We start from the raw sequence: 24,722 nt of genomic DNA, 5'->3' as shown, positions 1-24,722 counted from the left end.
TATTTAATATGTTTTAATATATATTAAAGTCTTATTTTATAGGCATTAACTTTTGATATATTTCACTTCTATACCTCTTATCTAAAAGCATTATGGTACCTTTATCTTCTTCAGTTCTAATAACTCTTCCCATAGCCTGTATAACTTTATTCATCCCTGGAAATGTATACGCATAGTGAAATCCTGGTTGCCCTATTTCGTTAAAATATTCTTCTATTAATTTTCTTTCAAAGGATATTTTAGGCAATCCAACTCCCACTATAATTGCTCCCTTAAGTCTATCCCCAATTAAATCTATTCCTTCTGAAAATACCCCTCCTAGAACTACAAAACCAATAGTTCTCTCCTTGCTATTTTTATCTACATCCATCAAAGAAAATCTTTCTAAAAATTCTCCTCTTTCTTCCTCTGTCATAACACTTTCTTGTAAGTATATATTATGTCCACTAAAATTCTTACAGTAAACTTCATATACTTTTGTCATATATTCATAGGAAGGAAAAAATACTAAAAAGTTTCCTTCATGATTATTTAGAGTTTCATTGATATATTTACAGATTGGGTAATAACTTTTATCCCTGTACTTGTATCTAGTATCAATGTCATATTTTAGAATCAAATTTCTATTTTCTCGGGGAAAGGGCGACTGAAGTTTTATGCTGTAACTTTTATCATCTCCACCTAGTAGATTTTTAAAATAATTCATTGGAGACAAAGTGGCTGAAAAAAATATATTACTTATATTACCTTTTATACACTGTTTTATTACATTGCTTGGGTTTAAACAGAATATTTTTATCCAGATATCTATATCTTCATTATTACAGTATAGTACAAAATCCTCTGAAAATAACTCTCCAATTCTAATAAAATCTAAGAAGGAAAAATATACATTTAAAAATATATCATCTATAGTTTCACCATTGTGTTCTTTCAAGTAATTTTCACCTTCTGTTGCAAAAAGCCTGAAAAGAACTAGCATTTCTCCAGGTCCTTCACCTATTATTATATTGCCCTTTTCACCTATTGTATATTCCTTTAGCAGCTTAATTATTTTATTTATTATACCTATTAGTTTTTTATTTTTATATTTAAATTCTTTTTTTAATTCTTTCAAATCACTTTCTTTTATCTCAGCAGAATACATTTCCCTTCCACGGTCTACTAAATTATGTGCCTCATCAATAAGAAACATATATGGTGTATCATCAAAGGCCATTCTCTTTATCATAGCTTTAGGATCAAAGAAATAGTTATAATCACCTATTATAAAATCACACCAAGCAATTAAATCTAAGGAAAGTTCAAAAGGACATACCTTAAATTGCCTACTATACTCCTCAATAATCTGTTGATTAAAAACTTCATTGTTTTCTATCATAGCTAATATGGCGTCATTAACTCGATCAAAATGTCCCTTTGCATATTCACATGCATCGCCATTACATATTCTTTCCTCAAGAAAACAAATCTTATCTTTTGCAGTAATGGTTAAAGTTCTAAGCCTCATACCAGAGTCTCTTAATATGTCTAAGGTATTTTCAGCCACTCCCTTAGTAATATTCTTCGCTGTAAGATATATAAGCTTAGCTGAATTATTTATAGTGAAAGACTTTATTGCAGGAAAAATTGTTGAAATAGTCTTTCCTGTCCCTGTAGGCGCTTCTATATAAATATCTTTTTTCTCCTTAATAGTTCTATATATATTTACAGCTAGTTCCCTTTGACCCTTCCTATAATTTTTAAAAGGAAAATCTAACTTCTCAATAGAGTTGTTTCTTATTTCTATCCAACTACTTTGAAGATGAATCCACCTTGTATATCTGCCCATCACTTCATTGAAAAATCCCTTTAGTTCTTCCCTTAAAAAAGTTTTTGAAAAAGTCTTTGTATGCAAACTTTCTCTGTGACAATATATAAGATCTATATCTATTTCACTTAGGTTTTCTTCTTCACAATATATATGCCCATATAGTTTTCCTTGGGCCCAGTGAAGAAAGTTCTCATTTTCTTCAAGGGTAAGTAAATCCTTCATAGTAGTCTTTATCTCTATTATTTTAACTCTAGTGTTACTACCTTCCTGTGAACTAATAATAACACCGTCGGCTCTCCCTTCTAAAATAATATTTATTTCCTTATAGCATAACTCTTTTGATAAATACATCTCATTAATATAAGTCTTCTCTTCAGATTCATCACATTGCTCTTTAAGTTCCTTTTGTATGACTTTATGAAGCCTAGTACCCTCTTGAGCTGATGCAATACCCCCTATTCTATCATCAATATCCCCTTGTCTATAAATAAATTCTATTAAATTTCTAACAGATACTCTCATATTATTTTCTATCATATTCTTCTCCTAAAAGTTATATCCATGATTAAACCTAGGACTTACTTATTTTGTTTCTGGGTTTCCATCTCTTCAAAAATTTCATTTAGATATTCCCATCTTTCTAATAAAAAATTCAATTCATCTTTTAATCTATTTTGATCTTCCAATAACTGTTGTAGCTTTACAAAATCACTTCCACATTGGTTTATCTCTGTCTCTACTGAGGCAATAGCTTCCTCTTTTTTTTCAATTTCATCATCTATGGTATCAAATTCTTTCTGCTCTTTAAATGTAAATTTTAATTTAGTTGACTTTTCTTTACGATTTTTATTTTCACCATACTTCTTTTCTTTGTTAGTACTTGATGTAGCAACTTCTTCTTCAGCCTTTATATCCCTATACTCTTTATAATCACTATAATTTCCTACAAGCTCTAAAATCTTTCCTTGTCCTTCAAAGCTAAAAATTCTATTGGCAATTCTATCTAGGAAGTATCTATCGTGGGATATGGCTATTACCGTACCATTAAATCTATCCAAATAGTCTTCTAGAATTGTTAAAGTCTGAATATCTAAGTCATTGGTTGGCTCATCTAAAAATAATACATTAGGTGCTTCCATTAGTATTCTTAGAAGATATAATCTTCTCTTCTCTCCACCAGACAATTTAGATATAAAGCTATGCTGCATGGTTCCATCAAATAAAAAGTTCTCTAACATTTGGGATGCAGTAATTTTATTTCCATCATTTGTAGTTATATACTCAGCTATTTCTTTAATATACTCGATAACTCTCATAGTTCCATCTAATTCTATATTTTCTTGAGTAAAATATCCTATCTTAACAGTTTCACCCTGTATGACTTGCCCTTTATCTGGGTTTAATTTTCCACTTATAATATTTAATAAAGTAGTTTTTCCCATACCATTGTTTCCAATAACTCCTATCCGTTCTTCCTTTGTAAAGATATGACTAAAATCCTTTATAATTACTTTGTCTCCAAAGTCCTTGCTTATATTATAAAGCTCTAATATCTTCTTTCCTAACCTTGAACCAGCTGTATTTAAATCCATTCTATCTTCATCTATCTTGTAGGATGTTTCTTTTAACTCTTCAAACCTATCAATTCTTGCCTTTTGCTTAGTAGATCTAGCTTTAGCTCCTCTTTTTATCCAAGCTAACTCTTTTCTGTAAAGATTCTGTCTTTTACTTTCAAGAGCCTCCATAAGCTGCATTCTCTCTGCTTTTTTCTCTAAAAATACAGAATAATTTCCTTGATAAGAATAAAGCTCTCCCCTATCTAGTTCAAAAATCCTATTAGTAATTCTATCTAAGAAGTATCTGTCGTGGGTTATCATTATAACCCCACCTTTTCTTTTCTGTAATAGCTCCTCCATATAATCAATTATTTCATTATCCATGTGGTTAGTAGGTTCATCCAATATTAAAAGATCACAAGGAGTTATTAGAACATTACAAAGCCCTACTCTCTTTCTTTGCCCTCCAGAAAGCTTTCCCATTTTAGCATCAAAATCCGTTATACCTAACTTTGTTAGTAATGCTTTTGCCTCACTTTCTATTTGCCAACCTCCTAATGCGTCAATTTTACTAGTAAGCTTAAATAACTGTTGTTGCAGCTTTGAGTTATCACTATTGATTTTTAGTTCTTCTAATACATGTTCATACTCTCTTAGTACTTCCATTATTTCCCCAGCACCATTAAAAACATGATCAATAATCCTATCCTCTGGATTAAACTCAATATGTTGAGGTAAATAAGATATATTCAGTCCATTCATCTTTGTAATTACGCCAGAATCCTCTTGTTCTATTCCTGCAATTATTTTTAATAATGTAGACTTTCCAGCTCCATTTACACCAATTATTCCAACTTTATCTTCTGATGTTATGGTTAGTTTCACATCTGTTAATAATGGTTTTTCACTATAACTCTTATATATATTTTCAAGTGTTATTAAATTCATATGTATCATCCTCTATTCTTAACTATGTTTAATTATTTAATTTCTTTTTATAATATCTTCTATTTATAAAATCTTTCCTATGGACATTATACCTAATCGACAAAGAAATAAAAACCTCTAGATACTATTATCTAAAGGTTTTTATTTAATATTTAATATTTAATATTTATAGGGACTTTATACTATATCGCTAATCAAATTTATTCTAAAGAATATAACTTTCATAAAAAAACTATAAGAAATGTGTTATACCGCTACATCTTCAGGCTCTTCTTTCTTTTTTTCACCTATAGTAGATAAATTAATTCCTAATCCTTTTTGTATTATTCTAATAATTGGAAGAGAAATTAAACCATCTACAACGTGATGAATTATAGTTCCTATTCCTGTTACAACAATTGATAATACTATATTACCTGTAAATATAAGTACTACTAATCCTTCAAAAATTCCATGTATTGGTGCTGTAAAAGCTACAACTTTACCATAAGACATTTTTTTCATAATCATTTTAGCTCCAATATAACCTACCACTATATGAGATGATGCTCTCATTGCCACAATTGGATCTGGTATAGCAAACAAAAAACCTATCACTGAACCAATTCCAACTACTGCAGCCTCAAAAGGTCCTAAGAACATAGCAATAAACATAGGTACATGTGATGCCAAAGTTGCAGAGAATGGTGGTATATATACCTTAAGAAAAGGCCCAAATATTACTGGTATTATAATAGACATAGCTATTAATAATGAACTAATTACCATTTTTTTTAGATTTGTTTTCATTTTTATCCTCCTACTTATGCTGTATATACATTAGTATATATCATAAGGCTACAGTTGTAAATAGAAAGTATCCATTATAAAAAATAATGGATACTTTCTATTTAAATCAGTTATAAATTTAACCTTTTTTTTCTTTTAACGCTAATAATAACTTATCACATGTTACAGGTATGCTATACATTCTAACTCCTACTGCATCATATATTGCATTTAATATAGCAGGAGCAGTAGGTATCATTACAGGCTCTCCTATTCCTTTAGCTCCATAAGGACCTGATTCCTCAAATTCCTCCACAAAATAAGTATCTATATGTGGTACATCTTTACTGGTTGGTATTATATAATTTGAAAAATTTCTATTTTTTATAGAACCTTTTTCTATTTCTATTTCTTCCATAAGTGCATAACCTATTCCCATAGCAACTCCACCTTGTGCCTGACCCTCTGCCGAAGTTGGATTTATTATTTTTCCTGCATCATTTACAACTATAACTTCAATTATGTCAACCTTACCAGTTTCATCATCTACTTCAATAGTAACTTTCTGTGCTCCAAAGGTATAAGGCCAATAAGGATTACCTTCACCAGTTTCCATATCAATTTTTGAAGTTTCTGCTTTAAAATAACCTTCTGTCTTTATTGGAATTCCCTTTTCTTTCATCTGCTTATAAAGGAACTTTATTTCTTCTTTATTAATATAGTTATCATTTAATCTACTTAAACCTTTATTTAAATTACTTCTAAGTTTTTTACAAGCATCATATACAGCATTTCCTGTATTGTAAGTTTGTCTACTTGCTGCTGCAGTACCACTATCTTTTACAAAACTAGTGTTATCATACATTACTTTAATTAGATTTTTATCTATTTTTAATGTTTCTGTAGCAATTTGCCACATCACACTTATACCACCAGAACCTACATCTGAAACTTCCACATATACTACAATTTCGCCATCTTCCCTAAGTTCTGCCGTTGCTCTTGATTCATCAGGAAACCCATTCCCATATCCAGTACCATAAAATATAGTAGCATACCCTACACCACGGCTCTTCATATTAATTTCACACCTTCTTTTAAATTTCTACTCCATCAAGGTCTGCAATCTTTTCTATACATTTTTTAAGACCTACACTTGATTTTAACACTTGACCTGTAGCAGTTTTATCTCCTACTTTTAAAGCATTTATATATCTAAATTTTAGTGGGTGAATCCCAATCTTTTCAGCTAACATATCCATCTGACTTTCTGTAGCAATAGGACACTGTGTTGCCCCAAATCCTCTCATTGCCCCACTATATGGATTATTGGTATATACAGCCATGGCTCTTATATCTACATTCTGTATATTATATGGACCGGTAGCATGTACTGCAGCCTTTCTTAATACATTCATACCCCATGAAGCATATGCACCAGTATCTCCATAGATTCTAGCTTTTAACCCACAAAGTTTACCATCTTCTCTAGCCCCTGTTTTCAAGAAAATTTTCATAGGGTGCCTTTTACTATGGGATATAGTAGATTCTTCTCTACCATAAACTACCTTAACTGGTTTTTGAGTCAAATAAGCTGCAATTGCCGCGTGACATTGTGGATTAATATCTTCTCTACCTCCAAAGGCTCCACCAATAGTCATATTTCTAATTCTAACCTTTTCTTCCTCAATATTTAAGCATCTAGCTACCTCTTCTCTATCATAATGTGGATATTGAGTTGCAACATATACTTCTACCACGCCCTCTTCATCAACTCTGCTTACAGATGCCTCAGGCTGTAGAAAAGCATGTTCTACCATAGGAGTATTATACCAGTTCTCTACTATATATTTAGCTTCCTCAAATCCATCATCAATATTCCCTTTTTTTATCTTTAAATCATAAAGCAAATTACTTCCTTCACCTAAAATTGGAGCATCTTCTTTTAAAGCATCCTCAATATTAAAAATGCCATTAAACTCTTCATACTCTATTTTCACATTATTTAAAGCGCCTTTTAAAGCTTCCTTATTTTTAGCAACTATTATAATTATGGGATCCCCTACTCTTTTAATTATATCTTTCACAAGAGTAGGAATATCCTTAAATACAACACCATGACTTATAGCTCCTGGTATCATAGTATAATCTATGACCATTTCCACATCTTCCATAGCTCTTATTTCTTCCATATTTATATATTTAACTTTTCCATAGGGGATTGTACTTCTTTTTACTCCAGCATATAACATACCTTCAAATTCTAAATCGTCAGGATAAATTGATTTACCTAGTACTTTATTGTATACATCTGGCCTTATAAGTCCTCTTCCAACAGACTCCATTGCAACCTCTCCTCTAATTATTTTTCAACTTCCTTTGAGCTAAAATTATACCTTGAACTATTTTGTCATAACCTGTACACCTGCAAAGATTCCCTGAAATACTTTCCCTTATTTCCTCTTCAGTTGCATCTATGTTTTTATCTAGTATAGCTTTAGCACTTAGTATCATTCCTGGAGTACAATATCCGCATTGAACTGCTCCTACCTCCATAAAAGCTTCTTGAATGGGATGTATTCCGTTATTACTAATACCTTCTATAGTAATTATTTCGCAACCATCTAAAGTTGCCACTAGTAAAAGGCAAGAATTCACAGTTTTACCATCTAGAATAACAGTGCAAGCACCACACTCTCCTTCTCCACACCCTTCCTTTGTTCCTTTTAGCCTAATTTCGTCCCTTATAAAATCTATTAGTCTCATCATACTATTTATATTTCTTTTATATTTAATTCCATTTATTTTTATATTTACTTCTACCACAACATACCTCTTTTCTATAATTTAAAATTATATCTACTTCTGTAAAGCGTTATCTAAGGCGCTTTTAAATACACCTTTAATTGCCTCCCTTTTAAAAGGCATAGTTTTCCTACCCTCAATGCTTTTCTCTACTATACATTCTAAATATTCTAAAGCTTCTTCAGAATATAGCCATTTAATATCTTTTCCCAAAGACCTTTCTTCTAACTCTTTAGCCCTAAAGGGATATCTTCCAACTGCTCCAAGACATATATTTATAGCACAAATCCTATCTTTTTTTATTTCTAAATTTACAGCAGCACTTACTCTTGAAATGGCTAAAGAATTTCTTTTACCTAACTTGTAATAGCCACTTATATTTTGTGTTTTAGGTATAATAATATAAGTTAATATTTCATTTTCTTTTAATCTCTCTTCTTTATGATTTTCAAAATATTCTTCGCAACTTACTCTTCTTAGTGCTTCTTCAGATTCTATAAGTAATATTCCTCCCAAACTAATTATACAAGGTATTATATCAGCTGCTGATCCTCCATTAGAAATGTTACCTCCAACAGTGGCTACATTTCTAATTTGTGGTGATCCCATAGACATACTACAATTTAAAAGTAAATTACAGTAATTATTTATAATATTATTTTCAATTAAATCACTAAAAGTCACCATAGCTCCAATATATATTTCATCCTCATCATCTACTATTCTTTTTAATTCTGAAATTTTTTCTAAAGAAACTATGGATTCGCACTTTACTTTATTTCTTTTAAAGTCTAGAACTAAGTCTGTTCCCCCAGCTAACAGTTTAAAATTAGAATGATCTTTCATATATTCTTTAACTTCTTCTATAGTTTTAGGACTGTAAATTTTCAACACTTTTACGCTATACCCCCATTCATATATATTTATTCAATTTATTCATTTTATTCAAATTTATTACATATATTTTTTAAAAAAATCTTCTATATTAAATATATAGAAGATTTATTTTACTGTAATGATCTTATTTTATTTTGTTTTGTTGCATGCCGTTAATATCATCTCCTCTGCAACTTGAAAATAATCATCTAAATCAAATTTCCCTTCGTCAATTAAGTACTGTAATGAAGCCCCTAGCATTAAGGATACCATTAGAAAAGGAATATTTCTCATAGTTTTATCATCAATTCCTTCTTGTTCTTCTTTAGAAAAAGTCTCTTCTATACTCTTTCTCCAGATATTAAAGGTATTTTGAAATATAGTCCTTATCTCTTCATTTACAGTTCCTTGAACCCAATAATCGATTTGGGCATATTCCATCTTTTTATTTATTAAAATATCATCTTTTTTCTGTTCAAAGAACCCTTGAATATTTTCGGTAACAGTTTTAGCTTCAGTATCTATATAGTTCTTGCGACCCTTAGAAAACTCCTCTTGTATGCTATTAAGTAATGCTACCATAATATCATTCTTAGTAGAGAAGTGATAGTGTAGGTTAGCTTGGCTCATATTCGCCTCCTTAGCAATTATATGCATACGAGTTCCACTAATTTTTTCCTTAGATACTACTTCAAGTGCCGCTTTAAGTATCCTCTTATCCACATCTTTTTCCATGATTAACCTTCTTTCTCACTTAACCCTAATTTCATCTAAAAGTATATAGTTTTTAATTTACATATATGGCTCATCTATAACTTTTCCAGCCACATACCTTTTAATGATATTTTTAGGATTTCCTGTGTAAATAAATTTTTGTAATCTTTCTTGTATTGATAGTTTTTTGAAACTTTTTAGTGAACTATCATCTATAATTAATGCATCAAATTCGTAATCTTTTTCAAAACTACCAACCTTCCCAAAGAAACTTCCACTTCCCTTAGTTGCTAAATAAAACAATTCAGCTGTATTTAGTGGTGTTTCTTTTTTACCACTTTCAAGCCATTTAATGTTTGATGCTTGCGCACTGTCTACCATTACGTTGCACATAGACAAGCTATGTCCTCCTGATATGTCAGAAGCAAGTCCAATTGGTATTCCTTCATTTATAAATTTTCTAATGGGAGCTATACCACTTGCTAAATTAGAGTTTGAATTTGGACTATGAGCTACAAACACTTTGTTTTGCTTAAGCATCTCTATTTCTTCATCTTCAAGCAATACGCAGTGAGCCATAATTGTTGGTTGATTACCAAGAAGCCCTGCATCTTTATAAATACTGGCATAATTTTCATACTCTGGATGCAAGGATTTTACAAATTCTATTTCAGCTTCATTTTCACTTAAGTGTGACTGTACTGGTATTTTATATTTTTCAGCTAAGTCACCTAATCCTCTTAATAATTTAGTCGTACAAGTAGGCACAAATCTAGGAGTTATAATTGGTTTTATACGTTCATACTTATCCCCATATTCATTTATAAAGTTTTCCGTATCTTCAATAGATTTTACTAAGTCTTCTCTTAAAAATTCTGGACAATTCCTATCCATATTTACCTTTCCTACATAAGCACCTAGTCCTGAATGGTTTAAGATATCCATTAAGAGCTTTGTTGAATCTAGATGTACTGTGGCAAAGATACAACTTCTAGTAGTTCCATTTTTCCAAAGTTCTCTTACTAAACTAGTGTATACATCTTTTGCATAGGTTGTATCCCAGTACTTTTCTTCCTCTGGAAAAGTATAGGTCTCTAACCATGGCATTAATTCCTTGTCTAATCCTAACCCTAAATTAGGAAATTGAGGTCCATGAAGGTGTAAATCAACAAAACCAGGAATAATTAATTTATCTCCATAATCTATTACTGATGTGTTTTTAAGTTCTTCTGGTAATACTTCATATACTCCCTTTATTACCTTATTCACTAGTACCACATACCCATTTTCTATTATTTCATATTCCCCAAAGTTTTTGGTAAAAATAATATTTCCTTTTATTGCTTTAATCTGACTCATCACATTCCTCCTTAATTAAATTATAATATTTAAACTATAATTTAATCTTTCTACCTAATGAACTCTTTTTCTTCTTATTTCTTATAAAATGTATCTTCTAGAGGCAAAGTAGTTCGGAATTTATGATCTAGCATATAGTAAGCTCCTTGAATTGCCGGCGCTGTTGGGATAGATGTTATTTCTCCTATCCCTTTTGCCCCATAGGCTAAATCACTAGTATTCTTTTCTATTATTATAGGTAATATCTTAGGAACTGCTGGAGCTCTAAATAAACCTAAAGTTCCAAATTTAGCTATAGGTATGCAATTATTAAGTGGATAATCCTCTGTTAAAGCATATCCTAAACTCATAACAACTCCACCCTCAATTTGTCCTTCCACATTTATAGGATTAATTGCTCTTCCCACATCATGAGCAGCAACTATCTCTTTAAGTTTACCATTTTTATCTAGCATTGCAAGTTGTGTTGCATACCCATATGCTACATGACTAATAGGATTTTCCTTTGGAGAATTTATAGGGTCTGTTATTCCCATAAATTCTCCATAAAATTCTCTATCATTTAATGAATTTATAACCTTTTCTGTGTTGTTTAAGAGCCATTTTCTAATTATACTTCGTTCTATACAACTTTCTTTTACATGGTATATTAATTTTTCTTCACTATATAGCTTCATCACTTCTTCCATAAACTTCATTGTAGCAATCCTAATAGCCTCTCCTGTAAACAAAGTCTGTCTTGAAGCTGTAGTTGTTCCTGAATTAGGTGAGTCAAAAGTATCAGGAAAACCTATTGCAATTCTATTTGGTGATAAACCAGTAATTTCACAAATTATCTGTGTCATTATAGTGCCTATGCCTTGACCTATACAAGCTGCACTACTTCTTACATTAATAACTCCATCTTTTATGATAAGGTTACACCTACCTATATCAGGAAGTCCAACTCCTATTCCACTATTTTTCATACAGCAAGCAATTCCTACAATTTCATTACCATAATATTTATCTTTTACAGCTAGTAATGTTTCTTTAATTGCTGTACCTGAATCAGCTACCTGACCATTGGGAAGTATATCTCCTGGTTCTACAGCATTTCTATATCTAATTTCCCAGCTTGATATGTCAACCTTTTCGGCTAAAAGATTTAAATTACATTCCCCTGCAAATACAGATTGAGTTACTCCAAATCCTCTAAAAGCTCCTGCTGGTGGATTATTAGTATAAACTGCGGTGCCAGTAATATCAACATTATCACATCTATATGGTCCTGCTGCATGGGTACATGCCCTTTGTAATACTGGTCCTCCTAAAGATGCATATGCTCCAGTATCGGCAACTATATTAGCTATAAAAGCTGTTAATTTTCCTTCTTCATCACATGCTGTAGTTACTTCAATCTCCATAGCATGTCTTTTAGGGTGAATCATTATACTTTCTTTTCTACTCAAAGTAATCTTCACCGGCATTTTTATAATATATGCTAGTAAAGCTGCATGATGTTGTACACTCATATCTTCTTTTCCACCAAAGCCACCTCCAACATATTTACTAATACACCTTATTTTTTTCTTAGGAAGCCCTAATAGTTCTGATATTTCTCTTTGCTCATCGTAAATTCCTTGGGAGCCAGTATAAACTAGCACTCCATCTCCATCCGGCATTGCCAACGCACTTTCCGGTTCCAAAAAAGCATGCTCCGTGAATGGAGTTGAATAAGAATTAGTAACTATATATTTAGAGTTTTTTAATGCATCCTCTATATTACCTCTTCTAACTCTTTCACATCTATATATATTTCCTTCAGGATGAATTCTTGGAGCATCATATCTCATAGCCACTTCTGGTTTCGTTAGTGGTACAAGTTCCTCATATTCTACTTCTATAAGATTTAAAATTTCCTTTAAAGCCTTTTTGGATTTTGCAGCCACTAGCGCTATAGCATCTCCCACGTATCTAGTTTCTTCTCCCACTGCTATTAAAGCTGGCCAATCCTTTGAAATGTGTCCAATATATCTATTCCCAGGTATATCCTTTGCTGTTAATATGGTTATAACATTAGGATGATTTAGAGCTTTATCTATATTAATTTTTTTAATCAGTGCTCTTGGATATCTTGTTCTCAATGCTGAACCATATACAAGCCCATCAACCTTCATATCATCAACATATATAGCAGTTCCCAAAATTTTATCCATAGCATCAATTCTTGTCAATGATTTTCCTATAGAACCATTTCGTTCTAAATGAAAATTTAGTTTTCCCTGCCGAAAAATTTGTGATGCTAATTCTATTGCTTCTATTATCTTTACATAACCTGTGCATCTGCATACATTTCCATTAATAGCAGCTTTTATATCATCTTTAGAAGGATTTAAATTTCTATTAAATAATCCCTTAGCACTAATCACCATGCCTGGAATACAAAATCCACACTGAACTGCACCAACCTTTGAAAAAGACCATGAAAATACTTGTTTTTCAAATTCTGATAAACCCTCAACAGTTTGTACTTCTTTACCATTAATTTTTTCAAGAGTATTTATGCAAGCCCTTCCTTGAACTCCATTTATTAAAACCATACAAGCTCCACAAGCACCTTCTCCACACCCGTTTTTAACTGATGTTAAATTTGCTTCTTCCCTTAAGTATTCAAGCAAGTTCATATTTTCTTCAAATGAAATATTTTTTCCGTTTAGCACAAACTCATACATAAATTTCCTCCTAATATTTTACTAATGTATAAATTTTTCAACATACTATATAGCTGAATAGGACCCCTCAAATATAATATAAACTCAGGGTCCTAGCATATTTTAATTATAATGTATGCTTGATTACAAGGCTATAAAATTTACTTTTATTTCTTATAAGTTTTTAACTTTTTCATTAAATTTTTCTATTAATTTATCTAATTCTGGTGCCATTTTATGAAGTCTTTCCCAATAATTATCATAGTCATACCATTGAGCATTTAATTCATTTAACTCATATTGCTGTTGTTCTATCCATGTATAATATTTCAAATTATGAATTCTCTTCTTAGCCGCATAAGTTAGTTCTTCCATAGAATCTGTTCTTATACCTATAATACTTCTGTTATAATCAACCATAGCATCCTTTTCTTCATATTCATGTCCTCTATCTTTTTTCATTTCTTCAAGTCTTGACTGATACATTTCTGCTGAATCTGTAAGAACAGTTAATACCATATCACTTTCGTCAAGCTCATAGTACTTTGCAAATTTTATTGCAGATATTATATTGGCTGCTCCAGAAATACCTATCCATGTAAGCTTTTCTATAACTTCTTCTGACACTCCAATGGATCTTAAATATTGTTGACCAACTGGTTCATTGAATATTCTAAACAAAGCTAAGCTATCATTGTCATCTATAGCGATAACCATATCTGTATTTTTTACATTGTGAATCCAAGGTACATGCTTATCTCCTATACCTTCAATTCTATGATCACCAAAACCATTATTTAAAAGTGTAGGACATTGAAGGGCTTCACCAACGGCAAGTTTAGCACCTGGATATTTATCTTTAATGAAATCTCCGCTTGCTAAAGTACCTGCTGAACCTGAAGTTAAGCAAATACCAGCCACTTTTCCATTATAGCCTTTTTCATGTTCTATAATAGAAACCATGGCATTGCCAGTTACTTCATAATGCCAAAGATGATTTCCAAGTTCTCCAAATTGATTAAATATAACAACATTATCTCTAGTTCTTCTGAGTTCCCAAGTCTTATCATAAATCTCTTTAACATTACTTTCACATCCCGGAGTTGCAATTACTTCTCCAGCTATACTCTTAAGCCAATTAAAACGCTCTTTGCTCATATTTTCAGGAAGAATTGCAATCGATTTACACCCTAGTAATGTTGAGTTATAAGCTCCTCCTCGGCAGTAATTTCCAGTTGATGGCCAAACAGCTTCATGAAACTTTGGATCAAATTGTCCTGTTACAAGTCTTGGTACAAGACAAGCATAGCTTGCTCCAACTTTATGAGCTCCTATAGGAAAAAACTTTCCTGACATAGCAAAAATCCTAGCTTTAACTCCTGATATTTCTTGTGGTATTTCTATATAATTGGGTAATGTGTTATATAAACCACCTTCTTTAATTGGCTGATTATACCAAGATATTCTAAATAAGTTGATTGGATCAATATCCCAAAGGCCAGTTTCAGCAAGTTTACTTTTAATCTCTTCTGGTATTTTATTTGGATCCTTCATTTGAGCAATAGTAGGAATAATTATATTTCTCTCTTTTGCACTCTCTGCTGTTTTTAGAATTTGTTCCTCATTAACTTCTAAATCTATTAATTTATGCATTTTATATCCTCCTCAAAATCTTTATAAAGGAATTCCTTATCATTCAGGACAAACATTTTAAATATTCAATTAATTTATTCATATCAGGCTTTATTAATTCCGGTTTATTAACTGCATGTTGAGCTGATTTTATATCCTTAAGACCACTACCAGAAACTACAATAATTACCGTTTCATCTTCTCTTATTTGGTCTAGTTCAACTAATTTTTTAAGTCCGGCAAAACTAGTTACTCCTGCTGGTTCCCCAAATATTCCAGTCTGCCTTGCTAAGGTTGTTATTGCACTTAAAATTTCTTCATCACTGACATCAATAGCAATCCCATTGCTTTCTTCAAGAGCATTTAAAGCTTTATATCCATTTCTCGGAATTCCTACTGATATACTATCTGCAATAGTTACTGGTGGTATATAATTAAATGCTCTTGTTCCATTTCTATAAGTTCTATTAACTGGATTAGCTCCTTCTGCTTGTACCGATACCATATTTGGAAGCCTATCTATTAAACCTAGTTTATAAAATTCCTTAAATCCTTTCCATACACTAGATATGGAACATCCATCACCCACAGACATAATTACTTTGTCTGGCACCTTAAAGTTTAATTGCTCGCATATTTCAAAAGCAGCAGTTTTTTTCCCTTCTGCTAAGTAAGGATTTATGGCACAACTTCTGTTATACCAATCAAAATGATTCACAGCTTCTAAACAAAATCCAAATGCTACATCATAATCACCATCTACTAAAATTACATCACTTCCAAATACTAGAAGTTGTGTTAATTTTGCCTCTGGAATGTTTTTAGGAACAAATATATAGTTTTTTATTCCCATACAAGCTGCAAATCCTGAAAGAGAAGAAGCTGCATTGCCTGTAGATGCTGCACACATAATATCTTTTTTTAACTCTATTGCTTTGGCCACACCAATAGCTGTAGCTCTATCCTTAAAAGATGCTGTAGGATTCCTACCTTCATCCTTTATATATACATTCTTTATATTTAATAACTTTTCTAATCTATTAGCTTTATAAAGAGGTGTTCCTCCTATTTGTAAAGGTGTTATACTTTCTTTAGATTCCAGAGGAAGAATAGGAATATATCTCCAAATATTTTTATCTTCATTTTCCTTTAGATGTTCCTTAGTTAATTCTTTTTTAACTAAGTCTATATTATAAATTACATCTAGTGTTCCTTCTATGCCACAGTCTGGACAGTGATACATTACTTCTTCTCCAACTTTCTTACCACATTTAGAACATACTAGTCCCTTAATTTTTTCCATAATCTCACCTCATTTTTATTGAAATAACCTCTAAAACTCCTTCTTCTTCGTCGAATGAGTAAGTGCGACTAACCAAATCATAGATTTGGAGTCTTACTTACAGTATTCTTTTACATAGGTAATCGGAATTAAAGCATACATAGCTGCACATTTTACAAGTTCATCTTTCCATGTTAATTCATTTGGTGCATGAGCTTGATCTTCATGGCCTGGACCAAAACCAACACAAGGTATACCATACCTTCCCATTATAGATACTGCATTAGTCGAAAATGTCCACTTATCTACTAATGGGTCTTCCTTGAACAACTCTTTATAAGAATCTATTAAAGTTTTACAAGCTGGATGTGATTCTTCAAGAACCCAAGTTGGAAAATAGCACTCTGTTGGATAGACAAGTCCTGTATAGGCAGGTCTTTCATAGGTATACATTTCTACTTTAGCCTTAGCCTCTTTAACTGAAGGTAATTCTCTTATTTCATCTAAAGCGTATTCCCAAGTTTCCCCATTAGTAAGTCTTCTGTCTATGGAAACAGTACAACCATCAGCTACTGCACATCTTGAAGGTGAAGAAAAGAATATTTCTGAAACTGTTAAAGTTCCTTTTCCTAAGAATGGATCATCTATTAATCTTTTATTTAACTCTTTTAATTCATTAAGAATAGGACCCATTTTGAATATCGCATTATCTCCTCTTTCTGGTGCTGAACCATGACAACTAATTCCATGAGTTGTCACTTTTATTTCCATTCTACCTCTGTGCCCTCTATAAATATTAGTTGAAGTTGGTTCAGTTATTACTACAAATTCTGGTTTTATCTTGTCTTCATTTATAATATATTGCCAGCATAAGCCATCACAATCTTCTTCCTGTACAGTACCTGTAACTATTAGAGTGTAATCATCTTCTAAATTTAAATCTTTGATTATCTTACCTGCATAAATCATTGAAGCCATTCCACCTTCTTGATCAGAACCACCTCTACCATAAATAACTTCATCATCTTCATATCCTTCATATGGATCATTAGTCCAGTTATTTATATCTCCAATTCCAACAGTATCAATATGAGCGTCCATAGCAATTACATGTTTGCCATGTCCTATATAACCTAGTATATTTCCCATTTCATCTATTTCTACTTTATCAAAACCTACTTTTTCCATTTCCTCTTTGATTCTTAAAACTACTCTCTTTTCATCACAACTTTCACTAGGAATAGCTATCATGTCTCTTAAGAACCTTGTCATATCAGCTTTATAACTTTTGGCTAACTTTAGTATTTCTTCTTGGCATGTAATTTTTGACATATCTAAATCCCCCTTTAAATATAAACATATTTATTTTTCAACCATTATTTCAATACTTTAAATACTTACTAATTAATTAGTTGATTCAAATTAAAACCTATATAATTCAATACAATTAACCTATATTTTAATCTAATTTATCTATATTACTAAATAGATTTAGCAACATCAATAAACTAGAAAATTTTATTTAGTTCCCTAGAGATAACAATGGGTTAATAGATTGAAAGTATAATATTCCTTCTAAAACTGATCCACCTATAGTTCTTGACTTATCAGAAATAGTATTGCAATTGCTAATCTCATCTTGCCTTGGATCTACATCTGCAATTTTCAACCCCTTTGTAACATAAGTGTTATCTCTAATAATGCCCCTTAGCACTCCATCAATTTTAGATTTTACTTCTAAATCATCTATTAGTGCTATAGTTTCATTAGCTTTAACTATATCTCCTATTTGTCTTATATTCTTAATTTTTCCTTCATAAGAACTATAAATTACTCTTTCCTTTGCATAACCACATATAGATCCTGGTACTCCTGTATCCTCTATAGCATATCCATCAAATATTAATCTTCCCAAACTATGTCCTCTCATGGTCTCTACTACTACTTTTACATCTATACCTGCTTTAAATCCAGGACCTAATGCAATGGTTATAGGTGCCATATCTATAGCGGTACCTAAATTTTTTTTCGCTAAAATTGCATCAACTACAGCAATAGGCCTAACTGTTTCAATGAGCTTTCCATATCTATCAACAGCTACCGGAATATATCCCATATCCCAAGCTTCTAGTATTTCATCATAGGTTCTAACAAGAACACCCTCCATACCTTCAATTGTTGTTTCACCATCAAATACTGCCTCACTAAAAGATACATTTCTTCTAATACTAGAGGGTATCTCTATCTCAAGTACTAGGACTTTAAATCCACTTCTATGAAGTTTTTGTATAGTACCTGAGGCAATATCGCCTCCACCTCTTACAATTATTCTATTATTTATCACCAAATCGTCCCCTTGCTTAATGATAATTTGATTGCAACAATTCTATATAATCCTTTTCTGTATCAATATCCCAAAGAAAATACTCTTCATCTACTTCCACAAAAAATATATTATCCTCATGATTTTTTAAAATGGTTTTTCCGCCTAAATCTCCATTAAGTGCTAAAAGTTCATTTCGATACTTCCATGGAAATATTACAGGATTTCCTCTTTTACCTTTATAAATTGGTACAATAAACTTATCTTGATTTTTTTCAAATTCTTCTATAAGTTTATTTATAAGACTATCATTTAAAAAAGGTTGATCCCCTGTAATAAAAGCATATCCAGAAATTTTAGATGCAGCTTTCAACCCAAGTTTTATAGATTGACTTTGACCCATATATGCCTGGGAGTTTTTAACTACTTTTAATTCTCTAGTCTGAGCTAACTCTACTATTGTTTCATTGCCAGTTACTACGATTTTATCTTCTAAATTACTTTTATTTACTGCATCTAAAACATATTCTATTAGATATTTACCCTTATACTTTAATAGTAATTTATATCTTCCCATCCTAGTACTACGGCCTGATGCCATAACAATCCCTGTTACCACATTGAATCCCCCTTAAAGCTTTTCTCTAGATTCTTCATATATAACCTTATATGTTTTGTTTAATAAACTCCCAATAAGTATTCCGTCTAATAATCTTAATTCTTCATTTTTTATTGTTATATATTCTATTAGATTTTCTAACTTCTTAAAATCATCTTCTACTTTATTTATAAATAAAATTCTTTTACCTTTTGAGTTTTTAAATAATCCTTCTTTTTCAAATATTAAAGCTAGCAAATCTTCTTCATTTATACTATCTCCTAGGCTTTTATTTGTAAGTTTTAAAAACTCATCAATCCTATGAATATTTCCATTATGGACTTTTAAATTCAAGGCTTCTCCGCTTAAAACTCCTATTGTTGTACTAGTAAAATTACTTACTACCGGCTCATCTTCCTTCCAAGCTTTTAAAGTTTTTTCTTTTGCTCCATCAGATTCTATTAAAATATAATCATAATTGTTAAGTATATTAGAAATACTTTTATCATCAATTCCAATGACTTTATTTTCTCCACTGACACCAGAACCATAAACATGAATTTCACCATCTAGCTCATTTGTTTTACTTATATTTCCGAAATATACATATACTTTACTTCCATTTAGAATATACTTACTTTCTTCATTAATATAATCTCCAAAGCTATCCTTGAGAATTAAACAATTATATTGATTTCTTTTAGGTAGATATATTTTAGTTGTTGTTGTTATAAGAACTCTTCCTCTTTTTTTCAACTCTTCTGCTAGGATAAACATAAGAGTGGTCTTTCCTCCAGCTCCTACTATAGATATTCTTTCTCCTTTATTAACAGTAAGAGCATTTAAAATGTCCACCCTTTTTCACTCCTTTTTAAAACCTCTTCCAAACCTCAGTTGCTAGTTCTCTACTTCTAGCCCTAATTCTTTCCTCATCTAAATTAACCAGTTTTCTATTCATCATTATAATCTCTCCATTTACAATAGTAGTTTCAACATTTCTCCCACTTATTCCAAATAGAATGTGACTATCTATATTATCTTTATATATAGGTGTTGGAGGATTATAGTCAACAATTATAACGTCAGCTAACGCACTTTCTTTTATAATTCCTATGGAATTATCTATAAATCTTTCAGTTATAACCCTATTACCTTTAAAAAGCATTTGTGGTAACTCTACCCAAGCTACTGTTGAGTCCTTAGCTTCATGCCTTTGAATGGCACCTCCAGTTTTATAAGACTCTAAAATATCAGAGGTGTATCCATCTGTCCCTAACCCCAACAATATTTGTTTTTTTGCTATTTTTAAAATTTGTGATGTTCCTACTGCATTACCCATATTAGACTGAGGATTATTAACTACTATGGAATTCTTTTCTTTCAGCATATCCATTTCATCATCAGTTATGTGTACACAATGAATAGCCATAGTTTTATCAGAAAGAATGCCTCTTTTATACCATCTTTCAATTACTCCTACACCATACTTTTCCATAGAATCTTGTACATCTTCAACTCCCTCAGCACAGTGTACATGGAACCCTGTATTTAAACCCTCTATGGCTGTTAGGCATCTCTCTACAGTATTTTCACTAATAGTCATGGATGCATGAAGCCCAAATAATCCCTTTATCATATCATCCTTTTCTCTATTACAATACTTTATAAATTCAATATTTTCTTCAATACTTTGCTTTACTACGTTCTCACCATCTCTATCAGAAGTTTCATAACTCAGGTTACTTCTAATACCTACTTCCTTAGCTGCATCCGCAATAGTAAATAAACTCCCCCTTAAACCATATGGACTGGAATGATGATCAAAGGAAGTTGTTACACCATTTTTAATTTGATCTATCATTGGAACTATTGCACTATAGTATACATCCTCTAGAGTTAACTTTTTATCTAATCTCCACCATAATCCCTTCAATATATCTAAAAAACATTTTGCTGCAGGACTATCATTAGCAATTCCTCTAGCAAAGGTACTGTAATAATGCATATGTGTATTTATAAAACCCGGCATTATTAATTTTCCTCTTGCATCAATGAATTTATAGTCTAGATATTTTTCTTTTAATTTTTTTGTATTTCCTACTTCTACAATTTTATCTTTTTCTATAACTATACATCCGTCATGTATAATTGTGTTTAAATCATCTCTGGTTACAACTATTCCATTACCTACTAGTAGCATTCACACTCCCCCTATAGATTAAATAATTTAATCTTATTTAAATACCTCTAGATTATATATTCATACCTGTTTACACAAGTTTCAATAATAGATTTCATTTCCTTGGAGATTGATTCTGAGTTATTTTCTTCAATACACCAATTATAAATTTCACCTTTTTCATCCCTAACTTTAAAAATACCTTTAATAGAATCTATTGCACAGAAACCTGAATTGCTACTGTTTTCAAAATCTTCCTCACTCCAAAATATAGTAATTTTATCTTTGTAAGGATTACCTTTATATGGACAAAATACTCCACAATTTCCGCATTCATTACACATACCATCTAAATGTATAATTTGATGACCTACTATAGGACCTTCTTTAATATCTATAAGCATATTTGCTCTATTAGGACAAACGTCTATACATATTTCACAAATATTATTGCATTTAAGACATCTTATAGCCTCTTCCTTAGAAGGTATTGTTTCAAGTAGTACACCTTTTCTTTCATAAGATTTCTCAAGTTCATATTCAAAACTATTTTTTTCAGCTCTAAGGAAATCACAAGACATATTTTCTTTTTTTAAAATGTCCCTAGTTATAATTTTCCCATGGGACAATGCTTCTACTATAGTACCTAGACCACTTTTAGCATCTCCAGCTACATATACGTTAGATATATTAGTTTCACATTTACTGTTTACTTCAGGAAGTCCTTTAGAATTTATATCTATACCAAGACTTTTAAATAATTCTGAATCTATTTTTTCTCCAACAGCTGCTATAACTGTAGTTGCACTTATACTTTCATATTTTCCTAAGGAAATCAAATTTTTTCTACCTGATTTATCTTGTTCTCCTAAAATCATCCTTTCACAAACAAGAATATTATCTTCTAAATCCACAGGGGATAATAACTCTTTAAATTCAATGCCTTCTTCAATAGCTAATTTAATTTCTTCTCTACTAGCAGGCATTAAATCTTTAGTTCTCCTATATATAATGGTTACCTTTTCAACTCCATTAACTCTTTTTGCAGCACGAGATACATCCATGGCTACGTCCCCTCCACCAATAACACATACATGGGTTCCTAGTTTTATATCCTCACTGTTTTCTTTAAAATCTTCTAAGAATTCAATAGCATTTAAGACTCTATCATTACCTTTTTTAAGTGAAATACATGCTGGCTTCCAAGCTCCTGTTGCTAGGACAACATAATCAAAGTTTTTCTTCAAAACATTCAAATCAACCTGTTCAGCTACATCAAAATTTATCTTAACTCCATGGCTTTTTACCATTTTAAAATCCTGTTCTAAAGCTAAATTATCTATTCTGAAGCTTGGAATTACATAATTTATAATCCCATATGGTTTATTTCTTTTTTCAAATACTTCTACACTAATACCATTTCTTCTAAGATACATCGCTGTAGATAAACCTGCTACTCCAGCTCCTATGATAGCTACCTTTTTATGACTTTTCATTGGGCTTGGCTTTATATTCTTTGTATATATATCTTCAGCATTATCCACGGCTATTTTTTTTATTCTTCTAATTTCTAAGGAACTATCATAATCTAGTCTAGTACATTTATTTTGACAGTTATGATTACATAAAGTCCCTGTTATAGCTGGGGCTGCATTATCTCTAACTATTACTTGAAAAGCTTCATCATATTTTCCTTCTCCCACAAGCTCTATATACTCTGGAATCTGTTGTTCAATGGGACAGCCTTTACTGCAAGGTGCAATTGTACAATCATATATTGGTAAATCCTTATATAGTTTTCTGCTTTTTACTACCCTTGCTTTCTTAAGGTGATGCTTATCATCAATTGAATCTTTTGCTAGTATTTTTAGTAATCGCATATCAATTATTGACTTTCTATTAGAAATAAGTGGTTCTAACTTTTTAGCTATCTGGTTAATTCTTTCATAACCACCTGGTTTTAATATTGTAGTTGCAAAAGTTATTGGACGTATTCCTGTTTCAAATATCTTATCTACATTAAAGAATTCAGCTCCACCAGAATATGAAATATATAATTTTCCTTCAAATTCCTCTGAAAGGTTACTTGCTAAATTAATAGATAAAGGATATAAGGACCTACCTGACATGTACATCTCTTCTCCTGGTAGTTCTTCATTTAATATCCTTACCGGAAGAGTATTGGTAAGTTTTACTCCTATTTCTATATTTTCCATTTCAGCTACATCTTTTAATTTTTTTATCATTTTTATTCCATCATCGCATTGCAAATCATTTTTAAAATGATGTGAATTTAGTTTTATATATTCATAACCCATTTTATTAAGAGTTTTTCTTACAAACGCTTCACCAAGCAATGTAGGATTCATCTTTACAAAGGTATGAAGATGTTTTTCTTTTAACAAATAAGTAGCAATTCTTTCTATTTCTTGTGGAGGACATCCATGTAGAGTTGATAGCGTAATTGAATTACACACCCTTGAAGAAATTTTATATAAATCTTCAATTGAAAATCTATAAAATTTTTCAATATTATTCTCCAACATTTGAATAGATTCCTTCCATATTTTTGTATTTTTTGAATTTTTCAAATTTTCTATATAGCAATCTATCTTATCTGATTTTATTCCATCAAAATCATATCCTACACTCATGTTAAAAACAAAGTCTCTTTCTACGCTCAAGTTAAGTTCCTTCATTAAAACATGTAATATAATCCAAGCTTTCACATATTCCTCATAAGCTTCTTCTACAGTTAGTTCTGTAGACCACTCTACGTTATAGCATTCATCCTCAGCATTAATACATGGCTTTAACACTGGGAGATCTTCTCCATCAATAATCTGGACCGTCTTTAACTCAATAAATCTACTACCAGTAAGATATGCTGCTATAATATTTTGAGCTAATTGTGAACTAGGACCTGCTGCTGGTCCAATTGGTAGGCCTAACTTCTCTCCTAAAAAAGGAATAGTGTTATTAGGGATTCCATAGTAAAACTTATCTTTATGAATTCCAAAAATACTTTCTTTAGTTTTTAGTTCAGTAAAAATCCAGTTAATGAGTTTTTCAAAACTTATTGGGCGTATTTTGTCACTCATATTTACTCCCCCTATAATTCATAAATTACTTAAAAGCATTATATACCCTTAAGTAAATACATAATTTAATTAATC

At 31.2% G+C, this 24,722-nt stretch carries 18 protein-coding genes; all 18 read right to left on the bottom strand.

Features of this window, described 5'->3' with window-relative positions; translation table 11 throughout:
• Positions 1 to 31: 31 nt before the first annotated feature.
• The 18 genes from B3630_RS15220 to ygfK all read right to left on the bottom strand — a co-directional run bounded on the left by B3630_RS15220 (position 32) and on the right by ygfK (position 24,647).
• Positions 32 to 2,350: an ATP-dependent DNA helicase gene (locus B3630_RS15220; protein WP_346899626.1), complete on the bottom strand. Its 2,319-nt coding sequence runs from the start codon at positions 2,348 to 2,350 to the stop codon at positions 32 to 34.
• Between the two features lie 41 nt (positions 2,351 to 2,391).
• On the bottom strand, positions 2,392 to 4,317 hold the full coding sequence (locus B3630_RS15215) for an ABC-F family ATP-binding cassette domain-containing protein (protein WP_346899624.1): 1,926 nt from the start codon (positions 4,315 to 4,317) through the stop codon (positions 2,392 to 2,394).
• 246 nt (positions 4,318 to 4,563) lie between these two features.
• Positions 4,564 to 5,106: an ECF transporter S component gene (locus B3630_RS15210; protein ID WP_346899622.1), complete on the bottom strand. Its 543-nt coding sequence runs from the start codon at positions 5,104 to 5,106 to the stop codon at positions 4,564 to 4,566.
• A gap of 118 nt (positions 5,107 to 5,224) precedes the next feature.
• A complete protein-coding gene (locus B3630_RS15205) occupies positions 5,225 to 6,163 on the bottom strand; it encodes a xanthine dehydrogenase family protein molybdopterin-binding subunit (RefSeq protein ID WP_346899620.1) in 939 nt (312 codons plus the stop codon).
• A 19-nt stretch (positions 6,164 to 6,182) separates the two neighbouring features.
• Positions 6,183 to 7,430, bottom strand: coding sequence for a xanthine dehydrogenase family protein molybdopterin-binding subunit (locus tag B3630_RS15200; protein ID WP_346899618.1), 1,248 nt, complete (start codon positions 7,428 to 7,430; stop codon positions 6,183 to 6,185).
• A gap of 13 nt (positions 7,431 to 7,443) precedes the next feature.
• Positions 7,444 to 7,911 (bottom strand): (2Fe-2S)-binding protein, encoded by a 468-nt coding sequence (locus B3630_RS15195; RefSeq protein ID WP_414633019.1) that lies wholly within the window; start codon positions 7,909 to 7,911, stop codon positions 7,444 to 7,446.
• Between the two features lie 33 nt (positions 7,912 to 7,944).
• Complete coding sequence (locus B3630_RS15190; RefSeq protein ID WP_346899616.1) at positions 7,945 to 8,781, bottom strand: FAD binding domain-containing protein; 837 nt, start codon at positions 8,779 to 8,781, stop codon at positions 7,945 to 7,947.
• A 135-nt stretch (positions 8,782 to 8,916) separates the two neighbouring features.
• A complete protein-coding gene (locus B3630_RS15185; protein WP_346899614.1) occupies positions 8,917 to 9,501 on the bottom strand; it encodes a TetR/AcrR family transcriptional regulator in 585 nt (194 codons plus the stop codon).
• Positions 9,502 to 9,558: 57 nt separating this feature from the next.
• Positions 9,559 to 10,839 (bottom strand): guanine deaminase, encoded by a 1,281-nt coding sequence (gene guaD / locus B3630_RS15180; protein WP_346899612.1) that lies wholly within the window; start codon positions 10,837 to 10,839, stop codon positions 9,559 to 9,561.
• A 74-nt stretch (positions 10,840 to 10,913) separates the two neighbouring features.
• Positions 10,914 to 13,553, bottom strand: coding sequence for a selenium-dependent xanthine dehydrogenase (gene xdh / locus B3630_RS15175; protein ID WP_346899610.1), 2,640 nt, complete (start codon positions 13,551 to 13,553; stop codon positions 10,914 to 10,916).
• Between the two features lie 153 nt (positions 13,554 to 13,706).
• Positions 13,707 to 15,185: a pyridoxal-phosphate dependent enzyme gene (locus B3630_RS15170; RefSeq protein WP_346899608.1), complete on the bottom strand. Its 1,479-nt coding sequence runs from the start codon at positions 15,183 to 15,185 to the stop codon at positions 13,707 to 13,709.
• A gap of 43 nt (positions 15,186 to 15,228) precedes the next feature.
• On the bottom strand, positions 15,229 to 16,467 hold the full coding sequence (gene thrC, locus B3630_RS15165) for a threonine synthase (protein ID WP_346899606.1): 1,239 nt from the start codon (positions 16,465 to 16,467) through the stop codon (positions 15,229 to 15,231).
• Positions 16,468 to 16,560: 93 nt separating this feature from the next.
• Positions 16,561 to 17,778 (bottom strand): YgeY family selenium metabolism-linked hydrolase, encoded by a 1,218-nt coding sequence (locus tag B3630_RS15160; RefSeq protein ID WP_346899604.1) that lies wholly within the window; start codon positions 17,776 to 17,778, stop codon positions 16,561 to 16,563.
• Positions 17,779 to 17,968: 190 nt separating this feature from the next.
• On the bottom strand, positions 17,969 to 18,790 hold the full coding sequence (yqeB, locus tag B3630_RS15155) for a selenium-dependent molybdenum cofactor biosynthesis protein YqeB (protein ID WP_346899602.1): 822 nt from the start codon (positions 18,788 to 18,790) through the stop codon (positions 17,969 to 17,971).
• Positions 18,791 to 18,806: 16 nt separating this feature from the next.
• Positions 18,807 to 19,388 carry a molybdenum cofactor cytidylyltransferase gene (gene mocA, locus B3630_RS15150; RefSeq protein WP_346899600.1) on the bottom strand — a complete coding sequence of 194 codons (582 nt, stop codon included), beginning with the start codon at positions 19,386 to 19,388 and terminating at the stop codon, positions 18,807 to 18,809.
• 12 nt (positions 19,389 to 19,400) lie between these two features.
• Positions 19,401 to 20,222, bottom strand: coding sequence for a selenium cofactor biosynthesis protein YqeC (yqeC, locus tag B3630_RS15145; protein ID WP_346899598.1), 822 nt, complete (start codon positions 20,220 to 20,222; stop codon positions 19,401 to 19,403).
• A gap of 16 nt (positions 20,223 to 20,238) precedes the next feature.
• Complete coding sequence (gene ssnA, locus B3630_RS15140) at positions 20,239 to 21,567, bottom strand: putative aminohydrolase SsnA (RefSeq protein ID WP_346899596.1); 1,329 nt, start codon at positions 21,565 to 21,567, stop codon at positions 20,239 to 20,241.
• A gap of 47 nt (positions 21,568 to 21,614) precedes the next feature.
• The gene (gene ygfK, locus B3630_RS15135; RefSeq protein ID WP_346899594.1) at positions 21,615 to 24,647 is read right to left on the bottom strand and encodes a putative selenate reductase subunit YgfK; all 3,033 of its coding nucleotides are present in this window, start codon (positions 24,645 to 24,647) and stop codon (positions 21,615 to 21,617) included.
• Positions 24,648 to 24,722 lie beyond the last annotated feature (75 nt).

This window comes from Clostridium sp. UBA7503, assembly GCF_002477055.1.
Taxonomy (GTDB): Bacteria; Bacillota; Clostridia; order Clostridiales; family Clostridiaceae; genus Clostridium_J; species Clostridium_J sulfidigenes.
The sequence above is the reverse complement of the archived record's forward strand: the minus strand, read 5'-3'. Positions and strand labels throughout refer to the sequence as shown.